The sequence below is a fragment of the Nocardia sp. GCM10030253 genome, from assembly GCF_042675075.1.
Taxonomy (GTDB): domain Bacteria; phylum Actinomycetota; class Actinomycetes; order Mycobacteriales; family Mycobacteriaceae; genus Nocardia.
Genome location: NZ_JBHTDL010000007.1, coordinates 42046 through 63721, shown reverse-complemented (window position 1 = coordinate 63721; position 21676 = coordinate 42046). Strand labels below are relative to the sequence as shown.

The window sequence follows — 21676 nt, the reverse complement described above, 5'->3', positions numbered from 1 at the left end:
GCAACTCGATACGACGGTCAGCCGAACTGCTGCCAACCCAACCGGATCACCATCCCGATCACCACCACCAGCAGCACGATCCGCACGAACTCCGCGCCCTTGCGCAACGCCATGCGTGAGCCCGCGATCGCACCGGCCACATTGCACACGGCCATGGCCGCACCGAGAGCGAACATGATGTGACCGGTCGCGCCGAAGAAGATGAGCGCGCCGACGTTCGATCCGCAGTTGATGACCTTCGCCATCGCGGCCGCGCGCACGAACTCGGTGCCGAGCACGGTGGCGAAGGTGATGATCAGAAAGGTGCCGGTGCCCGGCCCGAGCAGCCCGTCGTAGAACCCGACGAGCCCGGCGGCCAGCGCCACCACCAGGATGAATTTGCGCCGCGTCGGGGGATGCGTGGCGATCGTGACACCGATGGTCGGACGCAGCGTGACGAACACCGCGACTCCGACGAGCACCACCATCACGATCGGAATGAACAGCTCGCGGTCGATGAGCGACACCGCGGCCGCGCCGACCGCGGCCGCCACCGCGGCGATGGCCGCGGCGGGCAGCAGCACTCGCCAGCGCATCGGAACCTTTCTGGCGAAGGTCGCCACCGACGCTCCGGTCCCCGCGACCGCCGCGAATTTGTTTGTGCCGAGCGCGGTTTGCGGGGTGATCCCAGGCGCCACCAGAAACAGGGTCGGTAAAATGATCAATCCGCCGCCACCGACCACCGCGTCCACCCAACCCGCGGCGGTCGCGGCAATTAGTAAGGCCGACCAGTCTGCAAAATCCACGCAGCCAGCAAATCAGACGGGTACTGGACGAACCGTCGGCACCCACGCACCGCGGGACTCGAACGGGATCGACGAGCCGAACCAGGGAGCGCCGACACGCGTGATCCGCCGAAGGGCGCGTCGAGCGCGCCCTTCTCCGACATAGGCTGATAATCGTGCGCCGATTCAGTCTGTGGCTTCGCGGTAGGCCCCTTGTCGCGGATTCGACGCTGGCCTCGGCGCTGATGTTGCTCGAAGTGCTCGGCGTGGCCAACACCGATCACAAGCTGGCCTACCTCGGGATCGGGGTGCTGCTGCCGGTGCCGGTGGCCTTCCGGCGGCTGTACCCACGGGCGATGGCGGCCGCGATGCTTGCGCTCTCGATCACGGCCACGATGGTCGGCTACCTGTCAGGAGACAAGGCCGACCACATCACGCTGTTCGGGCTCGGCATCGTGCTCTACACGCTGGTCGCCTACGTCGGCCGCCGCGAGGGCCTGTGGTTCGCCGCCGGACTCGCGGTGGACACCACCGTTTCGTTCCTGCTGCTGCACAAGCCGGCCGGCAGCGACGCCCTCTTCACCGCGATGTTCTTCCTGCTGTGCTGGACGCTCGCGGAGTTCATCGGCGCGCGGCACGCCTACGACACCGAGGTGGCGGCACGGCTCGCGGTCGCCGACTATGACCGGGAGCGTCGCGCACACGACGCGGTCGCCTTCGAACGCACGCGCATCGCCCGTGAACTCCACGATGTCGTCGCGCACGCCGTCAGCGTGATCATCGTGCAGGCCGACGGCGCGAGGTACGCACTGCGCAACGATCCCGACGCCGCGGAACAGGCTCTCACCACTATCGCGGGCACCGGCCGCGAGGCGCTGCGCGAACTGCGCCGCACAGTCGCGCTGCTGCGCATCGAACCGGCCTTGGATCAGGTGCCGCAGCACGGGACGGCGGGCATCGCCAAGCTCGTCGAAATGATGCGCGGCACCGGCCTCGCCGTCGAACTCGAACTGACCGGGGAGCTCGACACCATCCCACCCGAGGTCAGCCTCGGCGTGCACCGCATCATCCAGGAATCACTCACCAACACCCTGCGTCACGCAGGCCCGCACCCGAAGGCGTGGGTTCGGGTGCTGCGGCGTGAGACCGACGTCCTGATCGAGGTCACCGACTCCGGTGGCGTCCCCGTCCACGACCCGGCCGGCAACGCGATCAAGGGCGGCGGCATGGGGCTGGCGGGAATGCGCGAACGCATCGCCGTGCTGGGCGGCACCCTCGAGACCGGCCGCGCGACCGACGGCGCTTGGCGTGTGTGTGCCACTATTCCGCTCGACGTCGGCGACGAGAGCTGACGCAACCACTCAGCAGCGCAACGGCTTTCGTGATCCGGCGGGCGACGCCGCCGGTCGAGGCACGATTCGGCGCGGAGCGGAATCCGAATGCGCCCGAGCGGGTTCGGCGGACGGGGTCTTCGGGGCGATAGATTGGGGATGTGCCGATCACCGTGCTTGTCGTCGATGACCAGGAACTCATGCGCATGGGTCTGAAGATGGTGCTGGGTGCGCACCCCGACATCGAGGTGATCGGAGAGGCCGAGAACGGCGCCACGGCGGTGTCGCGAGCCAAGGAGCTGCGGCCGGACGTGGTGCTGATGGACGTGCGGATGCCGGTCGTCGACGGCGTCACCGCGACGGGGCGGATCGTCGACGCGGGGGACGGCTGCCGGGTGCTGGTGATGACGACTTTCGACCTCGACGAGCATGCCTTGGGAGCGTTGCGGGCCGGAGCGAGCGGCTTCCTGCTCAAGGACACCCCGCCCGAGGATCTGATCTCCGCCATTCGCAGCGTTGCGGCGGGCGATGCGGTGGTGTCGCCGAAAGTGACCAAGCGGCTGCTGGATCGGCTTATCGCCGACGATCCCGGCGGGATGCGCGACCCCGGCGTCCTCGATGTGCTGACCGCCAGGGAGCGCCAGGTGCTCGAGCAGATCGCAGCCGGTCGCTCCAACGCGGAAATCGCCGAGCAGCTGTACCTTTCGGAAGCGACCGTCAAGACGCATGTCGGCCGAGTGCTGACCAAACTCGGTCTGCGCGACCGGGTTCAGGCGGTGGTGCTGGCGTACGAGACCGGGTTGGTCCGTCCGGGCGGGTGAGCGGGAGATCTCAGCGAGCTATCAGGCTCGCTCGGGAGAAAAATCGGCCCGTGGTGCGTTGGAACGGGTAGATCGTCCGAAAGGATCGCCATGCCCGCCGTGTTGTTCGTGCTCTATGTGGTCGTCGAGATCGCCGCGCTCGTCGGCGTCGGCCATTTGATCGGTGTCATTCCCACCATCCTGTTGCTGATCGCGGGATCCGCTGCGGGCATGCTGCTGTTCGGTTCGCAGGGCAGGCGCGTATTCGAACAGTTCCGCCGCGCCGGTCGCGGCGAGATCGCCCCCGGCACCGCGGCGGCCGACGGCGTCCTTGTTGCCGTTGGCGGCCTGCTGATGTTCATCCCGGGCCTTGTCACCTCGCTGTTCGGTCTGCTTCTGCTGCTGCCGCCGACGCGCTTCCTGGTCCGGCCCGCCGTCACCGCCTTCGGTGCGCGCCGCTTCGGTCGCCTGGCCGCCGCGATGCCCTACCGCGGCGTCGTCATCGACGGTGACGACATCATCCGTCGGGACGATGTCGTCGACGGTGTTGTCGTCACCGAGTGGTACGACGACGGACGGACGAACACTCGGCCAGCCATCGACCGCGGCTGACCCCATGGAGCTCGCGTCGCCGAGGGGGTACGCGGTGCCTCGAGGTCTACGGCTATGCCCGATCCGGAGTCACTCGCGCAGGTCCGCGGTTCGAGCACCGGCCCGGGTAGAGCAGGTCGTTGCGCTGGCACGTGAGCGTGCTACCGCGGCGGGGCTGGCGCCCGACGTCGCCGAATCGGTATGGCGGGCAATGATCGGCGCCTTCATCGAACTCGAACTGGTCGAGCAGGCCGCGATACGCGATCGCGTCGGCGCCTAGCGCTTCCGATGTGTCGGCACGCGCCTATTCCACCCGGCGGTCCGAAGGGCTATCGTGCCGGGATGGCCACCGAGGAACTCACCGTGACGGTGAGCGAGGAGCTAGCCGCAGCAGTCAGACGGGCAGCGGCGGCTGCGGGACAATCAGTTTCCGGGTTCACGGCCGCGGCGCTGCGGCTGGAACTCATTGCCGTGGAGGCGGGAATGCGCTGCGCTTCTGGGAGTGGGCACGACGCCGCGTATGCCGAAGTCATGGCACTGCTGGCCTTGCCGCCCGACGAGTCACCACATGCGGCGCTGAAAGGCTGACAAGCCACATACGGCAGACTGGTCTCCCGTGAGTACCCAGTTGCTGATCGGCGGTCGCTTCTACAGTTCCAGTTCACCCGACGCGACGGCGATGGCGGTGACCGACGGGACCGTGGTGTGGCTGGGGGCCGAGCAACCAGGACGGGCGCTGCACCCCGATGCGGAGATCATCGACCTCGGCGGTGCGTTCGTGGCGCCGGCGTTCGTCGATCCGCATGTGCATGTCACCGCGCTCGGCTTGAAGCTGACGGGACTCGACCTGTCGCTCGCGCGTTCGCTCGCCCACTGTCTGGAGCTGCTGCGCGACTTTGCGGTCGCCCATCCCGAGGGAGCGATTCTCGGAGACGGCTGGGACGAGACCGGCTGGGCCGAGCGCAGGCCGCCGACGGTCGAGGAGATCGACGCGGCGGCGAACGGTCGTCAGGTATATCTGTCGCGGGTCGACGCGCATTCGGCTGTCGTGTCCTCGGCGCTGTTGGACGCCGTGCCGGAGGTGGCCGCGGCGACCGGATTCCGCAGGGGCGAACCACTGCGCGCCGCCGCCCATCACCTGGTGCGGACAACCGTGCTCGCGGGACTGGATCGGGCGCAACGTGATCGGGCCCGCCGGGCGGCACTGGACGCCGCGGCCGCACGCGGCATCGTCGCCGTGCACGAGTGCGCGGGACCGGAGATCGCGGGCCGCACCGATGTGCGCGAGTTGCTCGAGTTCAAACACGGTGTCGAGGTCCGTGCGTACTGGGGTGAGCTGGTGCGCACCGCGGATGAGGCGCGGGCGCTGGTCGAGGAACTCGGCGTGCACGCGCTCGGCGGCGATCTATTCGTCGACGGCTCGCTGGGTTCGCACACCGCCTGGTTGCGCGAGCCGTATGCCGACGACGCCGGATCCGGTATCGGCTATATCGACACCGACGCGATCGCGGCGCATGTGCGGGCCTGCACCGAGGCCGGAATCCAGGCGGGCTTCCATGTGATCGGCGATGCCGCGATGGACGCGGTGGTTGCCGGATTCGAGCGAGTGGTGACGGCGCTCGGCGGACCGGCTGTCGCCGCGCGCGGGCACCGCGTCGAACATGCGGAAATGATCGATGCCGAGCAGATCGGCAAACTCGGCGCCTGGGGCGTAATCGCCAGCGTGCAACCTGTTTTCGACGCCACCTGGGGTGGTCGGGACGGAATGTACGCCGCTCGCCTCGGCGCCGAACGGGCCGCCACGTTGAATCCCTTCGCCGCCATGGCCGCCGCGGGCATCGCGCTCGCGATCGGATCGGATGCTCCGGTCACCGCCGTGGATCCCTGGTCGGCTGTCCGCGCCGCCGTCCAGCACCGGACAGCGGGCCACGGACTCTCGCCGCGCGCCGCGTTCGCCGCCGCGACGCGGGGAGCCTGGCGCGCAGGCGGAGTCCGCGACGGTATCGCGGGCACGCTTGTCCCCGGCGCTCCCGCCTCCTACGCGGTGTGGGATGCCGACGAACTCGTCGTCGCCGCGGCGGCGGACACAGTGCAGCGCTGGTCCACCGACCCCCGCTCCCGAGTCCCCGGACTGCCTCCGCTCGAGCTGAATTCGACCCTGCCGACCTGCCTGCGCACCGTGCACCGCGGAGTCACGATTCATGAAGCGTGAGACGAGCGGCACCGGTCTCGGTGCCACCGACGTGCCCGCGCGCCACGGAGTGACCAGCCGTGACACGTGAACCAGGTGGCGAGCCGACACGACCGGACTCGTGGCCGATGATCTCCGATGAGGGGTTCATGGGTGTTGCAACGGAAGGCGACTACCGATGAATCGCGAGTGGGGCGCTGCACGGTGGCGACAGATCACGACGGCAATCGGACGGCACCCGGTGCTGCTCCGTTCGGTGGCGGCGGTTCTCGCGGGTTTGTTGCTGTTCGGCAGTTTCCCGCCGCGCCCGTGGTGGTTCCTTGCACCTCTTGGCATCGCGGTGCTCACCCTGACCGTGCGCGGCAGCGGCAAGTTGCGCGGCGGATTCGGTTACGGATTCCTCGCCGGCCTCGGGTTTTTCATTCCCTTGCTGCCGTGGACCGGGATCTACGTCGGCCCGGTGCCGTGGTTGGCGCTGTCGACAGTGTGCGCGGTGTACATCGGACTCTTCGGACTGCTGGCCCGACTGCTGTGCACACTGCCTGCCTGGCCGCTGTGGGTGGCGCTGGCCTGGACGACGACGGAGTGGATCCGCTCCAGCTTTCCGTTCGGCGGCTTTCCGTGGGGCCGTTTGGCATTCGGCCAGGCCGACGGCTGGTATCTGCCGTTGGCCATGCTCGGTGGCGCTCCATTGATCGGCTTCGCGGTGGCGCTGACCGGCGCCGCGGCCGCGGCACTTGTTCTGCGGGTGCGGTCGCGAATGGCCGCTGGCGCGGGCGTCGATGCCCCCCGTGACACGGCCTCTCGTCTCGGAATTGTTGCTGTGGCAGTAACTCTGGCTATCATGCCCTTCGCCGGAGTGATCCTCCGGTCCGCGCTGCCCGGCCCGGAGGATGGCGACCGGATGATCACGGTCGCCGCAATCCAAGGCAGCGTGCCGCGGCTCGGTTTGGACTTCAATGCGCAGCGGCGCGCCGTGCTGGACAACCACGTTCGGCGCACCGAGGAATTGGCTCGGGCAGTCGCGGAGGGGCAGTCGCGGAAGCCGGACATCGTGATCTGGCCGGAGAACTCGTCGGATATCGACCCACTGCGGAATTCCGACGCGGCCGCGCTGATCACCGAGGCATCCGATCGGATCGGTGCGCCCATCCTGGTCGGTGCGGTGCTGGTGAACGCCGATCGCACGACGACCAACTCGGTGATCGTGTGGAACGGCGCCGCAGGCCCGGGGGAGCGACACGACAAGAAGATCATCCAGCCGTTCGGCGAATACCTGCCGATGCGCGGCTTCTTCCGACAGTTCTCCGAATACGCCGACCGTGCCGGATATTTCGTGCCGGGCAATGGTGACGGCGTGGTGCGCGCCGAGGGCGTCGACATCGGCGTCGCCACCTGCTACGAGGTCGCCTTCGACCGAGCCTTCCGTGATTCGATGCACGCGGGCGCCCAACTGTTGACCGTGCCGACCAACAATGCGACCTTCGGCGACAGCGAGATGACCTACCAGCAGTTGGCCATGTCGCGGGTGCGCGCCGTCGAGCACGGCCGCGCCCTCGTCGTCGCCGCGACCTCCGGGGTCAGCGCGATCGTCGGTGCGGATGGCGCGGTGCGGCAGGAGACGCCGAAGTTCGTGCCCGCCGCACTGGTCGCCGACCTACCGTTGCGCAGTTCGACGACGCTTTCGACCCGAATCGGACCCGCGCCCGAACTTCTCTCGGTTATCCTGACCGCTGCCGCCGTAGTGGTCGTGGCTATCCGGCGGCGAACTTCCCGCGGTAAGAGATCGACCGATGAGGATGCCACGATCGATCAGCCGGTCGGCTGAGCCAGCGACCGAGCGTCCCGCGTAGCTGCCGATGGATTCCACGCGGCGGCTGATCTATCCAGCGCGGCGACAAGCTTCCAATAACCGAACATTCGGTATGTTATGGGGCCAGTGTGACCGGTGGATGCCGGCCCTTCGGCTTTGTGTGCTATTCGCCAGCTGGTAGCTGGAGCTAGTGCACCCAGTCATTTCTGCTGCTAAACCCCAGCATGTGCAGCTATTTCCCTGCAAATGATCAAGTTTGCGGAGGTGTAGCCATCGAAAGTGGCTTGCCGCCAACAGCGTTGGATGTGAAACAAATCCAAAACGTTGGCCATCCGGTCGATGTGATGCTCCGAATCATAGGGCGTGGATCACGTCCTACGGCTGGCGCATGCGCGCCTGCGGTGGCGGTGCTCGGGGAGTGCGTCAACAGCGGCAGAAATGGAGTGATTGATGAGTTCATTGGCCACGGACCGTGTAGCCCAATGTCCTTCCGGTGAATTCTCGGCACAACCTTTTGCACTGTCGCCCGCGCAGACGGCTCTCTGGTACGCACAGCGGATCCGCCCCGATGTGCCGCTGACGATCGCTCAGTACGTCGAGCTCCACGGTGACCTGGATGTCGGGCGTTTGCTCTACTCGATCGAACGATTCGGCGCCGAAACCCAGGTCGGTCAAGTGCGCCTGGTCGAGATCGACGGTATTCCGCATCAGGTGGTCGATGCAGTCCGGCGCCCGGGCTGGGCTCGGATCGACCTGCGCGAAGAGGCCGACCCGCACGCCGCCGCGCTGCGCTGGATGAACGAACACGCCAGCTCGCCGATCGATCTGGAACGTGACCCCCTCACTACCAATGTGGTGCTGAGAACCGGTGAATCGGACTACATCTGGTATGCCCGCGCCCACCACATCGTCATCGACGGCTACGGTGCGATGAACGCGCTGACCCGCACCGCCGAGATCTACACCGCGGTGGAGAGCCGTTCCGAACCGGCAGAATCGCGTGCCACGCCGCTGGCCGCGATCTACGCCGACGCATCCACCTATCGCGATTCCAGCCGGTTCCGCACCGACCGCGACTACTGGCTCGAGCAGCTGGCGGGCGCGGGCGGCCCGATGACGCTGTCGAACGTCAATGACACCAGCTCCGTGCTCGAGGCGGGCAGGCGGCGCGCGACCGCTGTCCTCGACGAGGCGGCCGAGGCCGCGATGGAAGCGGCGGCGGCCGCATGCGAGACGCACAACTCGACCTTGTTCGTCGCGGCGCTGGCCAGTTATGTGCGGTCGGTGACCGGCAACCCCGATGTGGTGTTGAGCCTGCCGGTGTCCGCGCGCACCACCGTCGCGCTGCGTCGCTCGGCCGGTGTTGTGTCGAATGTGGTGCCGATCCGGCTGAAATTCGGCCCGGAGACCACCGTGCGCGACGCGGTGCGTGCCGCCGAACTCCAGATCACCGGCGCGCTGCGCCACCAGCGCTACCAGCACGACGACATCCGCCGCGACTGCGGCTACTCCCGCGACGCGCGCGGATTCTTCGGGCCGATGGTCAACATCATGCTGTTCCATACGGAGCTGAAGTTCGGTAGTCTCCTCGGCTCGCTGCACGTGCTGGCGACGGGCCCGGTCGAGGACCTGTCGATCAACCTCTACAACGGCGAAGGCAACCGCATCCACGTCGACTTCGAGGCCAACCCCCGGCTCTACGGGGACGCCGAAGTGGCGGTGCACCACAGTCGATTCCTCGATTTCCTGACCCGGTTCCTGGCCGCCGAGCCCAGTACCCCGGCGTTGTCCCTCACGGCGATCACCGACGCCGAACGCGAACGCGTGCTGAACGAGTGGAATGCGACCGCGGCGCCCACGCAGCAGGGCACCCTCGCCGGACTGTTCGCCGATCGCGCCGCCGTCTGCCCTGAGGCGGTGGCACTCGAATTCGGCGACGAGACACTGACCTACCGTGAGCTCGACGATCGCGCTAACCGGCTGGCCAGGCTGCTCATCACCCGGGGTGCCGGCCCCGAGACGGTGGTCGCCCTGTGCCTGTGGCGCGGCATCGAACTCGTCGTCGGTATGTACGCGATCGTCAAGGCGGGCGCGGCCTACCTGCCGCTGGACCCGGACCACCCGGTCGACCGGATCGAGGAGATCCTGCACCAGGCCGAACCGGTGTGTGTGCTGACCGCGGCACGTGACGAGCTCACGCTGCCCGCGGACGTCGCGCAACTGGCCATCGATACCGTCGAGCTGTCCGACTTCGACCCTCGCCCGATCACCGACACCGACCGGCGCGCGCCGCTGCGCGCCGATCATCTGGCCTACGTCATTTTCACCTCAGGCTCGACCGGCAAGCCCAAGGGTGTCGGCGTGACCCACGCCGCGATCGTCAACCGGCTGCGCTGGATGCAGCACGAGTATCCGCTCGACGGCACCGACGCGGTGCTGCAGAAGACCCCGTCCACCTTCGACGTGTCGGTGTGGGAGTTCTTCTGGCCCTTGCAGATCGGTGCTCGTCTGGTGATCGCGGCACCGGACGGGCATCGTGATCCCGGCTACCTGGCCCGGATCATCGCCGAAAAGGGCATCACCACAGCACATTTCGTGCCGTCCATGCTGTCGGTATTCGTCACCGACACCGATGTGCGCGGCTGCACCGGGTTGCGTCAGGTTTTCTGCAGCGGTGAGGCGTTGCCCGCGGCGGCGGTCCGGGATTTCCACGCCGCGCTGCCCGGATCGCAGCTGCACAACCTGTACGGGCCCACCGAGGCCGCCGTCGACGTCACCTACTGGCCGTGCCCTGCCGATCCGCCGAATGTGCCCATCGGATCACCGGTGTGGAATACCCAGACCTACGTGCTGGATTCGCGACTGCAACCGGTGCCGCCTGGGGTGGCGGGCGAGCTGTACCTGGCCGGCGTGCAGCTGGCTCGCGGTTACCTCGGGCAGCCCCAGCTGACCGCGGATCGTTTTGTGGCCAATCCGTTCACGCCGGGCACCCGGATGTACCGCACCGGTGACCTCGCGCGCTGGCAGGCGGAGGAGTCGGCGTGCGGTGTGCTCGAGTACCTGGGCCGCAGCGACTTCCAGGTCAAGATCCGCGGTTTGCGCATCGAACTCGGCGAGATCGAGGAGGCTCTGCTCGCCGACGAGCGGGTCGCCCGCGCGGTGTGCGTGGCGCGCTCCGGACGAACCGGTGATGAACTCGTCGGCTACGTCGTGCCCGCGCCGGCGGCGAACACCGACGCCGCGAACCTGGACACCGCCGCACTGTTCGCTGCCCTGCGCCGCAGGCTGCCCGGCTACATGGTCCCGTCGGTGCTGATGGCGCTCGACGAACTACCACTCAGCCCGAACGGCAAGATCGACCGCAAGGCTCTGCCCGTACCGGCCCAAAGTGCCCGCCCCGCAGGCGGGATCACCGCCGAGCCGCGCACGGAGGTGGAGCGGGTGCTCGCGGCCATCTTCGCGGAAGTTCTCGACACCGACGAAATCGGCGTCGAGGACAGCTTCTTCGACCTCGGCGGCAACTCGCTGGTCGCCGCACGCGCGGTCGCCCGCATCAACGCCACCGTCGGCACCGGGCTCACCATCCGCGACCTGTTCGAGGCCTCGACCATCGCGGCGCTCACCGAGCGATTCGCCGCCCACAACCCCGACACCTCCTCGCCGAAACTGGTCCCGGTCGGGCGCCCGGCCCGGATTCCGCTCTCGCTGGCTCAGCAGCGACTGTGGATCCTGAACCGATTCGCCGAGCATGCCGCCGCCTACAACATGCCTCTCGCGGTACGGATCGATGGACCGCTGGACATCACGGCGCTGCGGGCCGGGATCGTCGACGTGATCGAGCGCCACGAAAGCCTGCGCACCACTTTCCCCGACGCAGCCGAGGGGCCGTGCCAGGTCGTGCACCCGGCCTGCGAAATCCCGCTCACCCTCGATCCGATCGACGCGATCGGCGCGGACGTCGCCGCGTGTGCCGCCGAATTCGCCGGCTACGGTTTCGATCTGCGTAGCCAAGCGCCGATCCGGGTCGCGCTCTGGCGCACCGGGTCGGACCAGCACGTCTTTCTCGTTGTGCTGCACCACATCTGCGGTGACGGCTGGTCGATCGCACCGCTGGCACGTGACCTGATGACGGCCGTCTCCGCACGGTCGGCAGGCGCCGCGCCGCTGTGGACGCCGCTGCCGGTGCAGTACGCCGATTTCGCGCTGTGGCAACGCGAGCTGCTCGGTGAGGAAGCCGATCCGGCCAGCGCGCTGAGCCGCCAGTTGGTCTACTGGCGTTCGGCACTGACGGGCCTGCCCGATCAGCTCGATCTGCCGCTGGACCGCCCGCGTCCGATGCGCCGGTCGACCAACGGTGACCGGGTGGAGTTCACGATTGCCCCCGCGACCCGCCGCGCCGCTGCCGAATTGGCGGCGGCCAGGGGCGTGAGCATGTTCATGGTGCTGCACGCCACGCTGGCGACCCTGCTCGCCAGGCTGTGCGCGACAACGGATGTCGCTATCGGCACCCCGATCGCGGGGCGCTCCGACCCGGCGCTCGACGACCTGGTCGGCATGTTCGTCAACACCCTGGTGCTGCGCACCGAAGTAGATCCGGCCGCAGGCTTCGACCGGATGCTGGATGTGGTGCGCGAGACCGACCTCAATGCCTTCGCCAACGCCGACGTTCCGTTCGAGCGCCTGGTCGAGGTCGTCAACCCGGAGCGCTCGGCCGCCCGCCATCCCCTGTTCCAGGTGATGCTGTCCTATGACCGCGCCCCGGAATTGCGGATCGATCTGCCGGGTGTTCGCGCCGAAGTGCTGCCGATCGACTCCGATGTCGCCAAGTTCGACCTGCAGCTGGAGATTCACGACAGCATCGGCGACGGGCCGCTGAGTGCCGAATTCGGCTATGCCACCGATGTTTTCGACAAGCGCACGATCGAGGCGTTCGCGCGCCGGTTCGTCGCCGTCCTGAACGAGGTTGTGGTGGCGCCCAGCCTGCCGATCGGTGACCTCGAGATTCTCGACCGGCGCGAAATCGATAATCTGGTGCCGATCGCCAGTTCGCCCGCCGAGCCGTCGATCAGCCTGGCCCGGCTGCTCACCGACACCGCAGAGCGGCTGCCCGATACGGTCGCGGTGCGCTACCTCGGTGTCGACACCACCTATCGCGAGCTGGACGAGCTGTCGAATCGCCTGGCACGCGCCCTGATCGAGCACGGTGCGGGCCCTGAGGTCGTGGTCGCTATCGCGCTGCCGCGCAGCCTCGACTCGATCGCCGCGGTCTGGGCCGTCGCCAAGACCGGCGCCGCCTATGTCCCGATCGATCCGAGTTACCCGGCCGAGCGGATCGGGCACATGATCTCCGATTCAGGCGCGATCCTCGGCCTGACCGTCCCGGACTGCCTGGCCACCATGCCCGCGTGGCCCGCAGGCCGCGGCAAGCACCGCAAGACCTATGTCGACTGGCTGGTGCTCGGCTCCGACGAGCTGGAAACCGAATGCACGGCCTACTCCACCGGTCCGATCACCGACGCGGATCGGCACCACCCGATGCGCACCAGTCATCCGGCATATCTCATCTACACCTCCGGCTCCACCGGGATACCCAAGGCCGTCATCGTGACGCACGCCGGTCTCGCGTCATTGGCGCACGAGCAGATGTATCTGTTCGGCGTGACGGATTCGGCACGGACACTGCACTTCTCCTCGCCCAGCTTCGACGCCTCGGTCTTGGAGATGCTGCTGGGCTTCGCGGCGGGCGCGACGATCGTGGTCGCCCCAGCGGGGATGTACGGCGGCGCCGAACTCGCCGCGCTGCTGCGCGAGGAACGGGTCACCCACGCCTTCATCACTCCAGCGGCGCTGGCGACCGTGCCGCCCGGGGGACTGCCCGAGCTCGAGGCGGTCATCGTCGGCGGCGAGGCGTGCGCCGAGGACTTGGTCGAGACCTGGTCGGCGGAACGCCGCATCCACAATATGTACGGACCGTCCGAAGCGACTGTCGCCGCCACCGCGAGCGGTCCGATGGTGGCGGGCGCGCCGGTGCCGCTCGGTCTTCCCATCCGCGGTATGCGCTTGTTCGTGCTTGACCGGCGGCTGCATCCGGTCCCGCCGGGGACGCCGGGCGAGCTCTACCTGTCCGGCCCCGGCCTGGCTCGCGGCTACCACGGCCGTTACAGCCTTACCGCGCAACAGTTTCCGGCCAACCCGCACGGCAGGCGGGGCGAGCGTATGTACCGGACCGGCGACCTGGTGGTTGCCGATTCGACCGGGCGATTGCGCTTCCTCGGCCGCGCCGACGACCAGATCAAGATTCGTGGCTTCCGCATCGAGCTCTCCGAGATCGATCACGTCCTGCGCGCGCATCCAGGGGTGAGCTCCGCGCTCACCGTCGTGCACATCGACGAGCACGGTCAGCCCCGGCTCGCGGCCTACCTGACCGCCGATGCGCCAGTGGATGCCGCCGCCGTCAGCGAGACCGCGCGCCAGCGGCTGCCGGGATACATGGTGCCCGCATCGGTCATCGTGCTGGACGAAATGCCGGTCAGCCCCGCGGGCAAGCTCGATCGAAAGGCATTGCCGGAACCGGTCTTCGCCGCGCTGGGTTCTTCGCGTGCGCCGAGCACAGAGCTGGAAACGCGCGTCGCGGGCGTGTTCGGCGATATCCTCGGGCGGCCGGTGACCGGCGTGGAGGACAGCTTCTTCGACGTCGGCGGCAACTCGCTGCTCGCTACCAGGCTCGCCGCCGCACTACACGCGGACTTCGGGGTCGACCTGCCGGTGCGGGCGATCTTCGAGGCACCGACGGTCGCTGGCGTCGCCGAGCGCATTACGGAAGCGCCCCGGACGCAACGGATGGCGCTGGCTGTACACACCCCACGTCCGGGACGCATTCCATTGTCGCTGCCGCAGCAGCGACTGTGGTTCCTCAATCGATTCTCTCCCGAATCCAGTGCCTACAACATCGCATTCGCCATTCGAATCGACGGCGATCTGGATGTCATGGCGCTGCGTGCGGCCCTCTCCGACCTGGTGGACCGGCATGAAGTGCTGCGGACGGTGCTCCCGCAGGACAATCTCGGCGCCCAGCAGATCGTGCTGCCGACCTCGCGGACCATGCCGATGCTCGAGCCGAAGGCCACCGACGAGGCGGGCGCCGAACTCGAACTGCGGACGCTCGCGCGCCGCGGCTTCGATCTCACCAGGGATACTCCGCTGCGAATCACGCTGTTGCGCACCGGATCCGAGCGACACCTGCTCGGCATCGTGCTGCACCACATCGCCGCGGACGGCTGGTCGCTCGGGCCGCTGACCAGGGATCTGGCCGCCGCCTACATCGCGCGGCACGAGGGTGGCGCGCCCGCGTGGACGCCACTTCCGGTGCAGTACGCCGACTTCGGGCTGTGGCAGCGGGCCTGCCTCGGCGAGGAGTCCGACCCGCAGAGCATCGCGGCCATCCAATTGGAGTATTGGCGCACCGCGCTGGCCGACCTCCCCGAAGAACTGCCGCTGCCCTACGACCGGCCGCGGCCCGTCGAACCGACGCTGCGGGCCGGGGCGGTGCGCTTCACGGTGCCGGAACCGGTACAGCATGCGCTGGGCAAGTTGGCTCGTGAGCAGGGCGTGAGCCTGTTCATGGTGCTGCGCTCCTCGCTCGCGGTGCTGCTTCGCTTCGTGACCGGCGGTCGCGACGTGGTGATCGGCACCCCGACCGCAGGCCGTACCGAGCCCCAACTCGACGAGCTCGTCGGCATGTTCGTCAACACCTTGGTGCTGCGTTCCGATGTGAACCCCGACAGCACGTTCGCGGCACTGCTGCGCGCGGACCGGGACACCGAGTTGGCCGCCATGGCGCACGCGGACATACCGTTCGAGCGCGTCGTGGAAGAACTCAGTCGCGAGGCGCGTGCCAGCAGTCGCCACCCGCTGTTCCAGGTGGCGTTGACGGTGCAGGACGCTCCGTTTCCGCACCTGGAACTGCCCGGCCTCGCGCTGCGCGCGGAGGAACTGGATATCGCGTTGGCGAAGTTCGACCTGGAACTGCGGGTCGCCCACAGCGGTCGCGATGCCGGACCCGGCGAGCCGGGCCGAGCCTTCGAATTCGTCTTCGCCACCGAACTTTTCGATGCGTCGACCATCGAGACCCTGGTCGACCGCTTTCTCAGGGTGCTGGCCACCGTCACGGCGGACCCGCGGGTATTGGTGCGCGACATCGATGCGCGGACCGAAGGCGAACGGCGCACGCTCGCACCGGCAAACGGTGGTCCGGCCACCCCGCAGTGCACCCTGGCTGTCTACTTCGCGGCGACCGCGCACATGCATCCGCACCGCACGGCCGTGCGCTACGGTGCCACTTCTCTCACCTACGCCGAGCTCGACCGGCGCGCGAATCGATTGGCGCGTGCGCTGATCGGGCGCGGCCTCGGCTCGGGCGATCGCGTCGCGCTGGGGTTGACCCGCTCCATCGAATCGGTCACCACCATGCTGGCCGTGGCCAAGTCCGGCGCCGCGTTCGTTCCGGTCGATCCGAAGTACCCGGCCGACCGGACCAGGCACATGCTGGTGGACTCCGGCTGCTCGGTCGGCGTGACGATATCCGAACACGTCGAACGCCTGCGGGCGGGTGCGGCGGCGGACGCCGTTTCTTCGGCAGGCTCCGCGCCCGACACCGACTGGCTGCTGCTGGACGATCCCGAACTGACGGCGGAGCTCGAAAAGCTCGACGACAGTCCGATCGATGACCTGGAGAGGTTGCGGGCGGTGCAGGTCAGCGACCTCGCCTACCTGATCTACACCTCCGGTTCCACCGGCAAGCCCAAGGGCGTCGCCGTCACGCATAGCGGCCTGTCGAATTTCGCCGACGAGATCCGCGAACGCATGGCAGTAGATCGGGATTCGCGTACCCTGCACTTCTCCTCACCCAGTTTCGATGCCGCAATTTTCGACCTGCTGCTCGCGGTGGGATCCGGTGCGGCGATGGTGATCTGCCCGCCGGACATCTACGGTGGCGACGAACTCGCCGCGCTGATGGAGCGCGAGCGCGTCACCCACACCTTCATGACCCCGGCCGCGCTGTCCACCATCGATCGGGACCGCTGGCCGCTGCCGAACCTGCGCGGGCTGATGGTCGGTGGCGAGGCCTGTGGCCCCGACCTGGTGGCCCGCTGGGCGCCGGGACGGCAGCTGTTCAACGGGTACGGTCCGACCGAGACCACCGTTGTCATCACGATCTCGAGGCCGCTGGCCGTCGACGAGCCGATCACCATCGGCACGCCGGTGCGTGGTGCACGGGCGCTGGTGCTCGACGAGTGGATGCGTCCGGTGCCGGTGGGTGTGCCGGGTGACCTCTACCTCGGCGGATTCGGTGTGACACGCGGGTATTTGGACCGGTTCGGGCTCACCGCGTCCCGGTTCGTCGCCGACCCCTACGGTCCGGCGGGCTCACGGATGTACCGCACGGGTGACGTGGTGCGCTGGACCGGCTCGGGCGAGCTGGTGTATCTGGGTCGTAGCGACCACCAGGTGAAGGTGCGCGGGTTCCGCATCGAACTCGGCGAAATCACCTCGGCGCTCGCCGAACACGAGCAAGTGCGGTTCGCGCACACCGAGGTGCGGCATATCGCGGGCGCGGATCGGATCGTCTCGTTCGTGCAGGCCGCCGATGGCGCGGCCGGCGTGGATATCGAAAAGGTCCGTGCCCAGGTCGCCGAACAACTGCCGGCGCATATGGTTCCGGCGAGCATCACCGTGCTGGATCAGATTCCGCTGACCCCGACCGGCAAGCTGGATACCGCCGCGCTGCCCGAGCCGCAGCTCGTCATGGATACCGTAGACCGCGCGCCGGAGACCGAGTCGGAGCGTCTTGTCGCAGCCGTGATGGGTGAACTCGTCGGCGTCGACACGGTGGGCGCCGACGACAGCTTCTTCGATATCGGCGGAAACTCGCTGCTGGCAACCCAACTCGTGGCCCGGCTGGCGGCGGCGACGAATACGAGGCTCGAGGTGCGCACCATCTTTGCGTCGCCGACGGTCGCCGAGCTCGCCGCACTGCTCGACTCCGGCCCGGCAGGCGAGGAAGGCAGGCCGGAGCTGGTCCGTCGCGATCGGCCGGAGCGGATTCCGTTGTCGGCCGCGCAGCAGCGGCTGTGGTTCCTGAACCGCTTCAACCAGATCGGCGCACACGGCGCCACGGCGGACCATGCCGCAGGCGCATACAACGTTCCTGTCGTGCTGCGAATGCACGGCGAACTCGACGTCGATGCGCTGGTCCAGGCACTGCAGGCGGTGCAGCGGCGGCACGAGACTCTGCGTACTGTGTTCCCCGAGGTAGATGGGGAACCTTCACAGGTCGTCCTCGATCCGGCCGCGGCCGCGATCACCCTGTTCGTCGCGAATGCACGACCCGACGACGTGGCAGACGTGGTACGGCGTTTTGCCGCACCCGGATTCGACCTCGCCGAGACCGCGCCGATCCGGGCCGCGCTGATCACAGTGGATCCCGACGCCGATCCTGCGGCAGCGGACGGCTCGGTACCGCCCGCCACGTCGACCGAGAACGTCCTCGTTCTGGTGGTGCATCACATCGCCATGGACGGGTGGTCGCTGGAACCGCTGGCCACCGATGTGGCGACGGCCTACCGTGCGATCTGCGAGGGGCAGACCCCGGAGTGGTCCGAACCCGAGATCCAGTACGCGGACTACGCACTCTGGCAACAGGAGACACTGGGCACCGAGGCCGATCCCGCCTCCGTGGTGAGCCGTCAGCTCGACTATTGGCGTGGCGCCCTCGACGGTATCCCCGAGCTGCTGACCGTGCCCGCCGACCGGCCGCGCCCGCCTACGCCGTCCTACCGTGGCGGCCATGTGGAGTGTGCGATCCACGCGCTCACCCATCGGGAACTGCAGACGGTTGCCACCAGCAACAACGTCAGTATGTTCATGGTGTTGCACGCCGCGCTCGCGGTGCTTCTGCACCGGATGACCGCGATCGACGACATCGCCGTCGGCTCCCCGATCGCCGGGCGGGGCCACCCCGCGCTGGATCGTATGGTCGGCATGTTCGTCAACACGCTGGTGCTGCGGACCCGCATCGTTCCGGATGACAGGTTCACCGACTTGCTGCACCACGTTCGTGACACGGACCTGGACGCATTCGCGCACGCCGACCTGCCGTTCGAACGTCTCGTCGAGGTGCTCAACCCGGCCCGTTCGCAGGCGCACCACCCGATGTTCCAGGTGATGCTCTCGGTGCAGAACCACCCGGTGCGGGCGCTCGAGCTGCCCGGGCTGCGGATCGAGGCCACCGATCTGGATACCGGGGTGGCGAAGTTCGATCTGCAGTTCACCCTCACCGAATCCCGTACCCCGCTACGGGAACCGGACGGCATCACGCTGTCGGTGTCCTATGCGAGCGATCTGTTCGACGAGTCGACCGCGGTGCGGCTCGGTAAGCGGATGGCGCGGCTGCTGGCCGCCATCGCGGCGAATCCGACCACCGCCGTGGGAGATCTGCAGCTGCTCGATCCCGCCGAGTGGTCCGGGCTCGCCCCGGTGCGCGGTACCGAGCCGGACCGTCCGGTGACCTTCCCGGAATTGTTCGCGCAGGCGGTCGACGTCGACCGGACAGCGGTCGCGCTGCGTGCGGACGACACCCAGGTGACCTACGATGCCCTCGATCGGTGGACGAACCGGCTGGCCCGGGTGCTCATCGATCGCGGTGTCGGCCCGGAAACCCTGGTGGCGCTGGGGATTCCGCGTTCGGTCGAATCGGTGGCGACGATACTCGCGGTGGCCAAGGCCGGTGCCGCGTTCGTGCCCGTCGACCCGCTGTACCCCGAGCAGCGCATCAGCCACATGCTGTCGGATTCCGGTGCGGCGCTGGGCATCACCCTCGCGGAGTACCGAGACCAGTTGCCCGCCGGCGCGGAATGGATAGTCCTGGACGATGCGGACTTCCGTACCACGGTGCTCGATTCCTCGGACGCGCCCATCACGGCAGGGGAGCGGACCGCTCCACTGCGCATGCACAATCCGGCGTACGTGATCTACACGTCCGGTTCGACCGGCACACCGAAAGGCGTGGTGGTCACCCACGGCGGCCTGTCCAACTTCGCCGCGGAGACCGCGCAGCGCTTCGACGTCCAACCCGGCTGCCGCGTCCTGCATTTCGCGACGCCGAGCTTCGACGCCGCCATGCTCGACCTGCTGCTCGCCCTCGGCGGCGCGGCCACCCTGGTGATCACGCCCGTGGGCGTCGTCGGCGGCGCCGACCTGGCGCAGGTGTTCATCGAGGAGCGCATCACGCATGCGTTCATCACCACCTCCGCGCTCGGCACGGTCGATCCGACCGGGGTCACCGAGCTGGCGCACGTTCTTGTCGGCGGCGAGGCATTGCCGCCGGACCTGGTCAGCCGCTGGGCTCCAGGGCGGAACCTGTACAACGTGTATGGGCCCACCGAGACCACGATCGTCACGGTGATCTCGCATCCGTTGGTGCCACAGGGGCCGATCACCATCGGCGGTCCGATCCGTGGCGTCAGCGCGACGATCCTGGACACCCGCTTGCATCCGGCGCCGATCGGTGTGACCGGGGAACTGCACCTTGCGGGCAATGCGCTGGCTCGCGGCTATCTGAATCGGCCGGGGCTGACCGCACAGCGGTTCGTCGCCAACCCGTACGGCAAACCGGGCGACCGGATGTACCGCACCGGTGACCTGGTGCGCTGGTGTGGGCAGGCCGAGTCGGCACAGGAGATCGAATACGTCGGCCGCACCGACCATCAGGTCAAGATCCGCGGCTTCCGCATCGAGCTCGGCGAGATCGACACCGCGCTGGCCCGCCACCGCGACGTCGAATTCGCCACCACCATGGGGCATCGCACGCCAGCGGGCGTCACGGCGCTGGTGGCGTACGTGAAGCCGCGCACCGGAACCGCCGTCAGCGTCGCCGAGCTCCTCGAGCACGTGTCCGCGCTGGTTCCGAATTACATGGTGCCGCAATCGATCATGCTGATCGATGAGGTACCGCTGAGCCCGGTCGGCAAGCTGGACCGTAAAGCGTTGCCGGAGCCGGTGTTCCGTGCGGCGGATGGATATCGCGCGCCTGTCGGTCCGACCGAAGTGGCGCTGTGCACTGCCTTCGCCGATGTGCTCGGTGTCGAATCGGTCGGCGCCGACGACGGGTTCTTCGAACTCGGCGGCAACTCGTTGCTGGCCACCAAGGTCGTTGCGCAGGTGCGGGCCGACGGGATCGATCTCCCGGTGCAGCTCATGTTCGGAGAGTCCACCCCGGCCGCCATCGCGGCCCGGCTGGACGGTCCCGACTCCGCCGCCACTGCCATCGCCGCAGTGCTGGAGCCGGTACTGCCGATCCGCCCCAGCACGACGCCGGAGCAGGCGCCGCTGTTCTGTGTTCATCCGGCAATCGGGCTGGCCTGGTGCTACTCGGGTCTGCTCGCGCACCTGTCCCAGGATCGACCGGTGTACGGTTTGCAAGCGCCGCATGTCGCGGGCGAGGACGGGTTCGCTTCGATCGCCGAGGCCGCCGGTCACTATGTGGCGCATATGAAGTCGATCCAGCCGGAGGGTCCCTACCATCTGCTCGGCTGGTCGCTCGGCGGCTTGATCGCGCACGAGGTCGCCGTCCAGCTGCAGGAGGCGGGCGAAGAGGTCGCACTGCTGTCGATGATGGACAGCTACCAACTCTCCGACGAGTGGCTCGAACACGCCATCCCCAGCGTCGCCGAGATCATCGCCGAATTCGGCGCCGACCTGCTGGCCGACGGCGCAGAGCTCGACCCGGCAATGAACCTGGCCGATGCGGCGGAACTGCTGCGGTCACAGCCGGGTCCGTTCGCGGCCCTCACTGTCGACCACCTGGAGCACCTCTACGCCGGCTACACCAATGGCACGGTGCAGGCGCATGCCTTCCGGCCGCGCACCTTCGACGGTGACCTGTTGTTCTTCACCGCCGCCGACGACGAGATCAACCGAACCGACCCCGCCCGGTGCGCTTCGGCCTGGGAGCCGTTCGTCACCGGGGAAATCCACGACCACCAACTGCCGTGCCGACACTCGGCCATGACGACACCGGAATCGCTCGCGTTGATCGGGCCGGTGCTGCGCCGGCACTTGGATGCGCAGCGCCCGGAGGGCGGCGGCAGTACAGCGAAGGAGGAACACAGGTGAGCGAGCTAACCGCA

9 protein-coding genes are annotated in these 21676 nt (G+C 68.1%); 8 read left to right on the top strand and 1 reads right to left on the bottom strand.

The window, feature by feature from the left end:
* Positions 1–17: 17 nt before the first annotated feature.
* A complete protein-coding gene (locus ACFQZZ_RS16425; protein WP_378680744.1) occupies positions 18–785 on the bottom strand; it encodes a sulfite exporter TauE/SafE family protein in 768 nt (255 codons plus the stop codon).
* Between the two features lie 155 nt (positions 786–940).
* On the opposite strand from ACFQZZ_RS16425, the gene ACFQZZ_RS16420 reads away from it, so the two are divergent.
* The 8 genes from ACFQZZ_RS16420 to ACFQZZ_RS16385 all read left to right on the top strand — a co-directional run bounded on the left by ACFQZZ_RS16420 (position 941) and on the right by ACFQZZ_RS16385 (position 21662).
* Positions 941–2116 carry a sensor histidine kinase gene (locus tag ACFQZZ_RS16420; RefSeq protein ID WP_378680741.1) on the top strand — a complete coding sequence of 392 codons (1176 nt, stop codon included), beginning with the start codon at positions 941–943 and terminating at the stop codon, positions 2114–2116.
* Between the two features lie 140 nt (positions 2117–2256).
* The gene (locus tag ACFQZZ_RS16415) at positions 2257–2916 is read left to right on the top strand and encodes a response regulator (protein WP_378680739.1); all 660 of its coding nucleotides are present in this window, start codon (positions 2257–2259) and stop codon (positions 2914–2916) included.
* 90 nt (positions 2917–3006) lie between these two features.
* On the top strand, positions 3007–3507 hold the full coding sequence (locus ACFQZZ_RS16410; RefSeq protein WP_378680738.1) for an FxsA family protein: 501 nt from the start codon (positions 3007–3009) through the stop codon (positions 3505–3507).
* 34 nt (positions 3508–3541) lie between these two features.
* Positions 3542–3766, top strand: a complete 225-nt coding sequence (locus ACFQZZ_RS16405; RefSeq protein WP_378680736.1) for a chorismate mutase — start codon at positions 3542–3544, stop codon at positions 3764–3766.
* A gap of 62 nt (positions 3767–3828) precedes the next feature.
* Entirely contained in the window at positions 3829–4074 is a 246-nt protein-coding gene (locus ACFQZZ_RS16400) for a hypothetical protein (RefSeq protein ID WP_378680733.1), read from the top strand.
* Between the two features lie 28 nt (positions 4075–4102).
* A complete protein-coding gene (locus ACFQZZ_RS16395) occupies positions 4103–5698 on the top strand; it encodes an amidohydrolase (protein ID WP_378680730.1) in 1596 nt (531 codons plus the stop codon).
* Between the two features lie 157 nt (positions 5699–5855).
* Entirely contained in the window at positions 5856–7505 is a 1650-nt protein-coding gene (gene lnt / locus ACFQZZ_RS16390; protein ID WP_378680727.1) for an apolipoprotein N-acyltransferase, read from the top strand.
* Between the two features lie 435 nt (positions 7506–7940).
* The gene (locus ACFQZZ_RS16385) at positions 7941–21662 is read left to right on the top strand and encodes an amino acid adenylation domain-containing protein (protein WP_378680724.1); all 13722 of its coding nucleotides are present in this window, start codon (positions 7941–7943) and stop codon (positions 21660–21662) included.
* Positions 21663–21676 lie beyond the last annotated feature (14 nt).

Coding starts and splice junctions, on each gene's coding strand:
- ACFQZZ_RS16410 (WP_378680738.1), top strand. CDS start 3,007: ATGCCCGCCGTGTTGTTCGTGCTCTATGTGGTCGTCGAGATCGCCGCG.
- ACFQZZ_RS16400 (WP_378680733.1), top strand. CDS start 3,829: ATGGCCACCGAGGAACTCACCGTGACGGTGAGCGAGGAGCTAGCCGCA.
- lnt (WP_378680727.1), top strand. CDS start 5,856: ATGAATCGCGAGTGGGGCGCTGCACGGTGGCGACAGATCACGACGGCA.
- ACFQZZ_RS16385 (WP_378680724.1), top strand. CDS start 7,941: ATGAGTTCATTGGCCACGGACCGTGTAGCCCAATGTCCTTCCGGTGAA.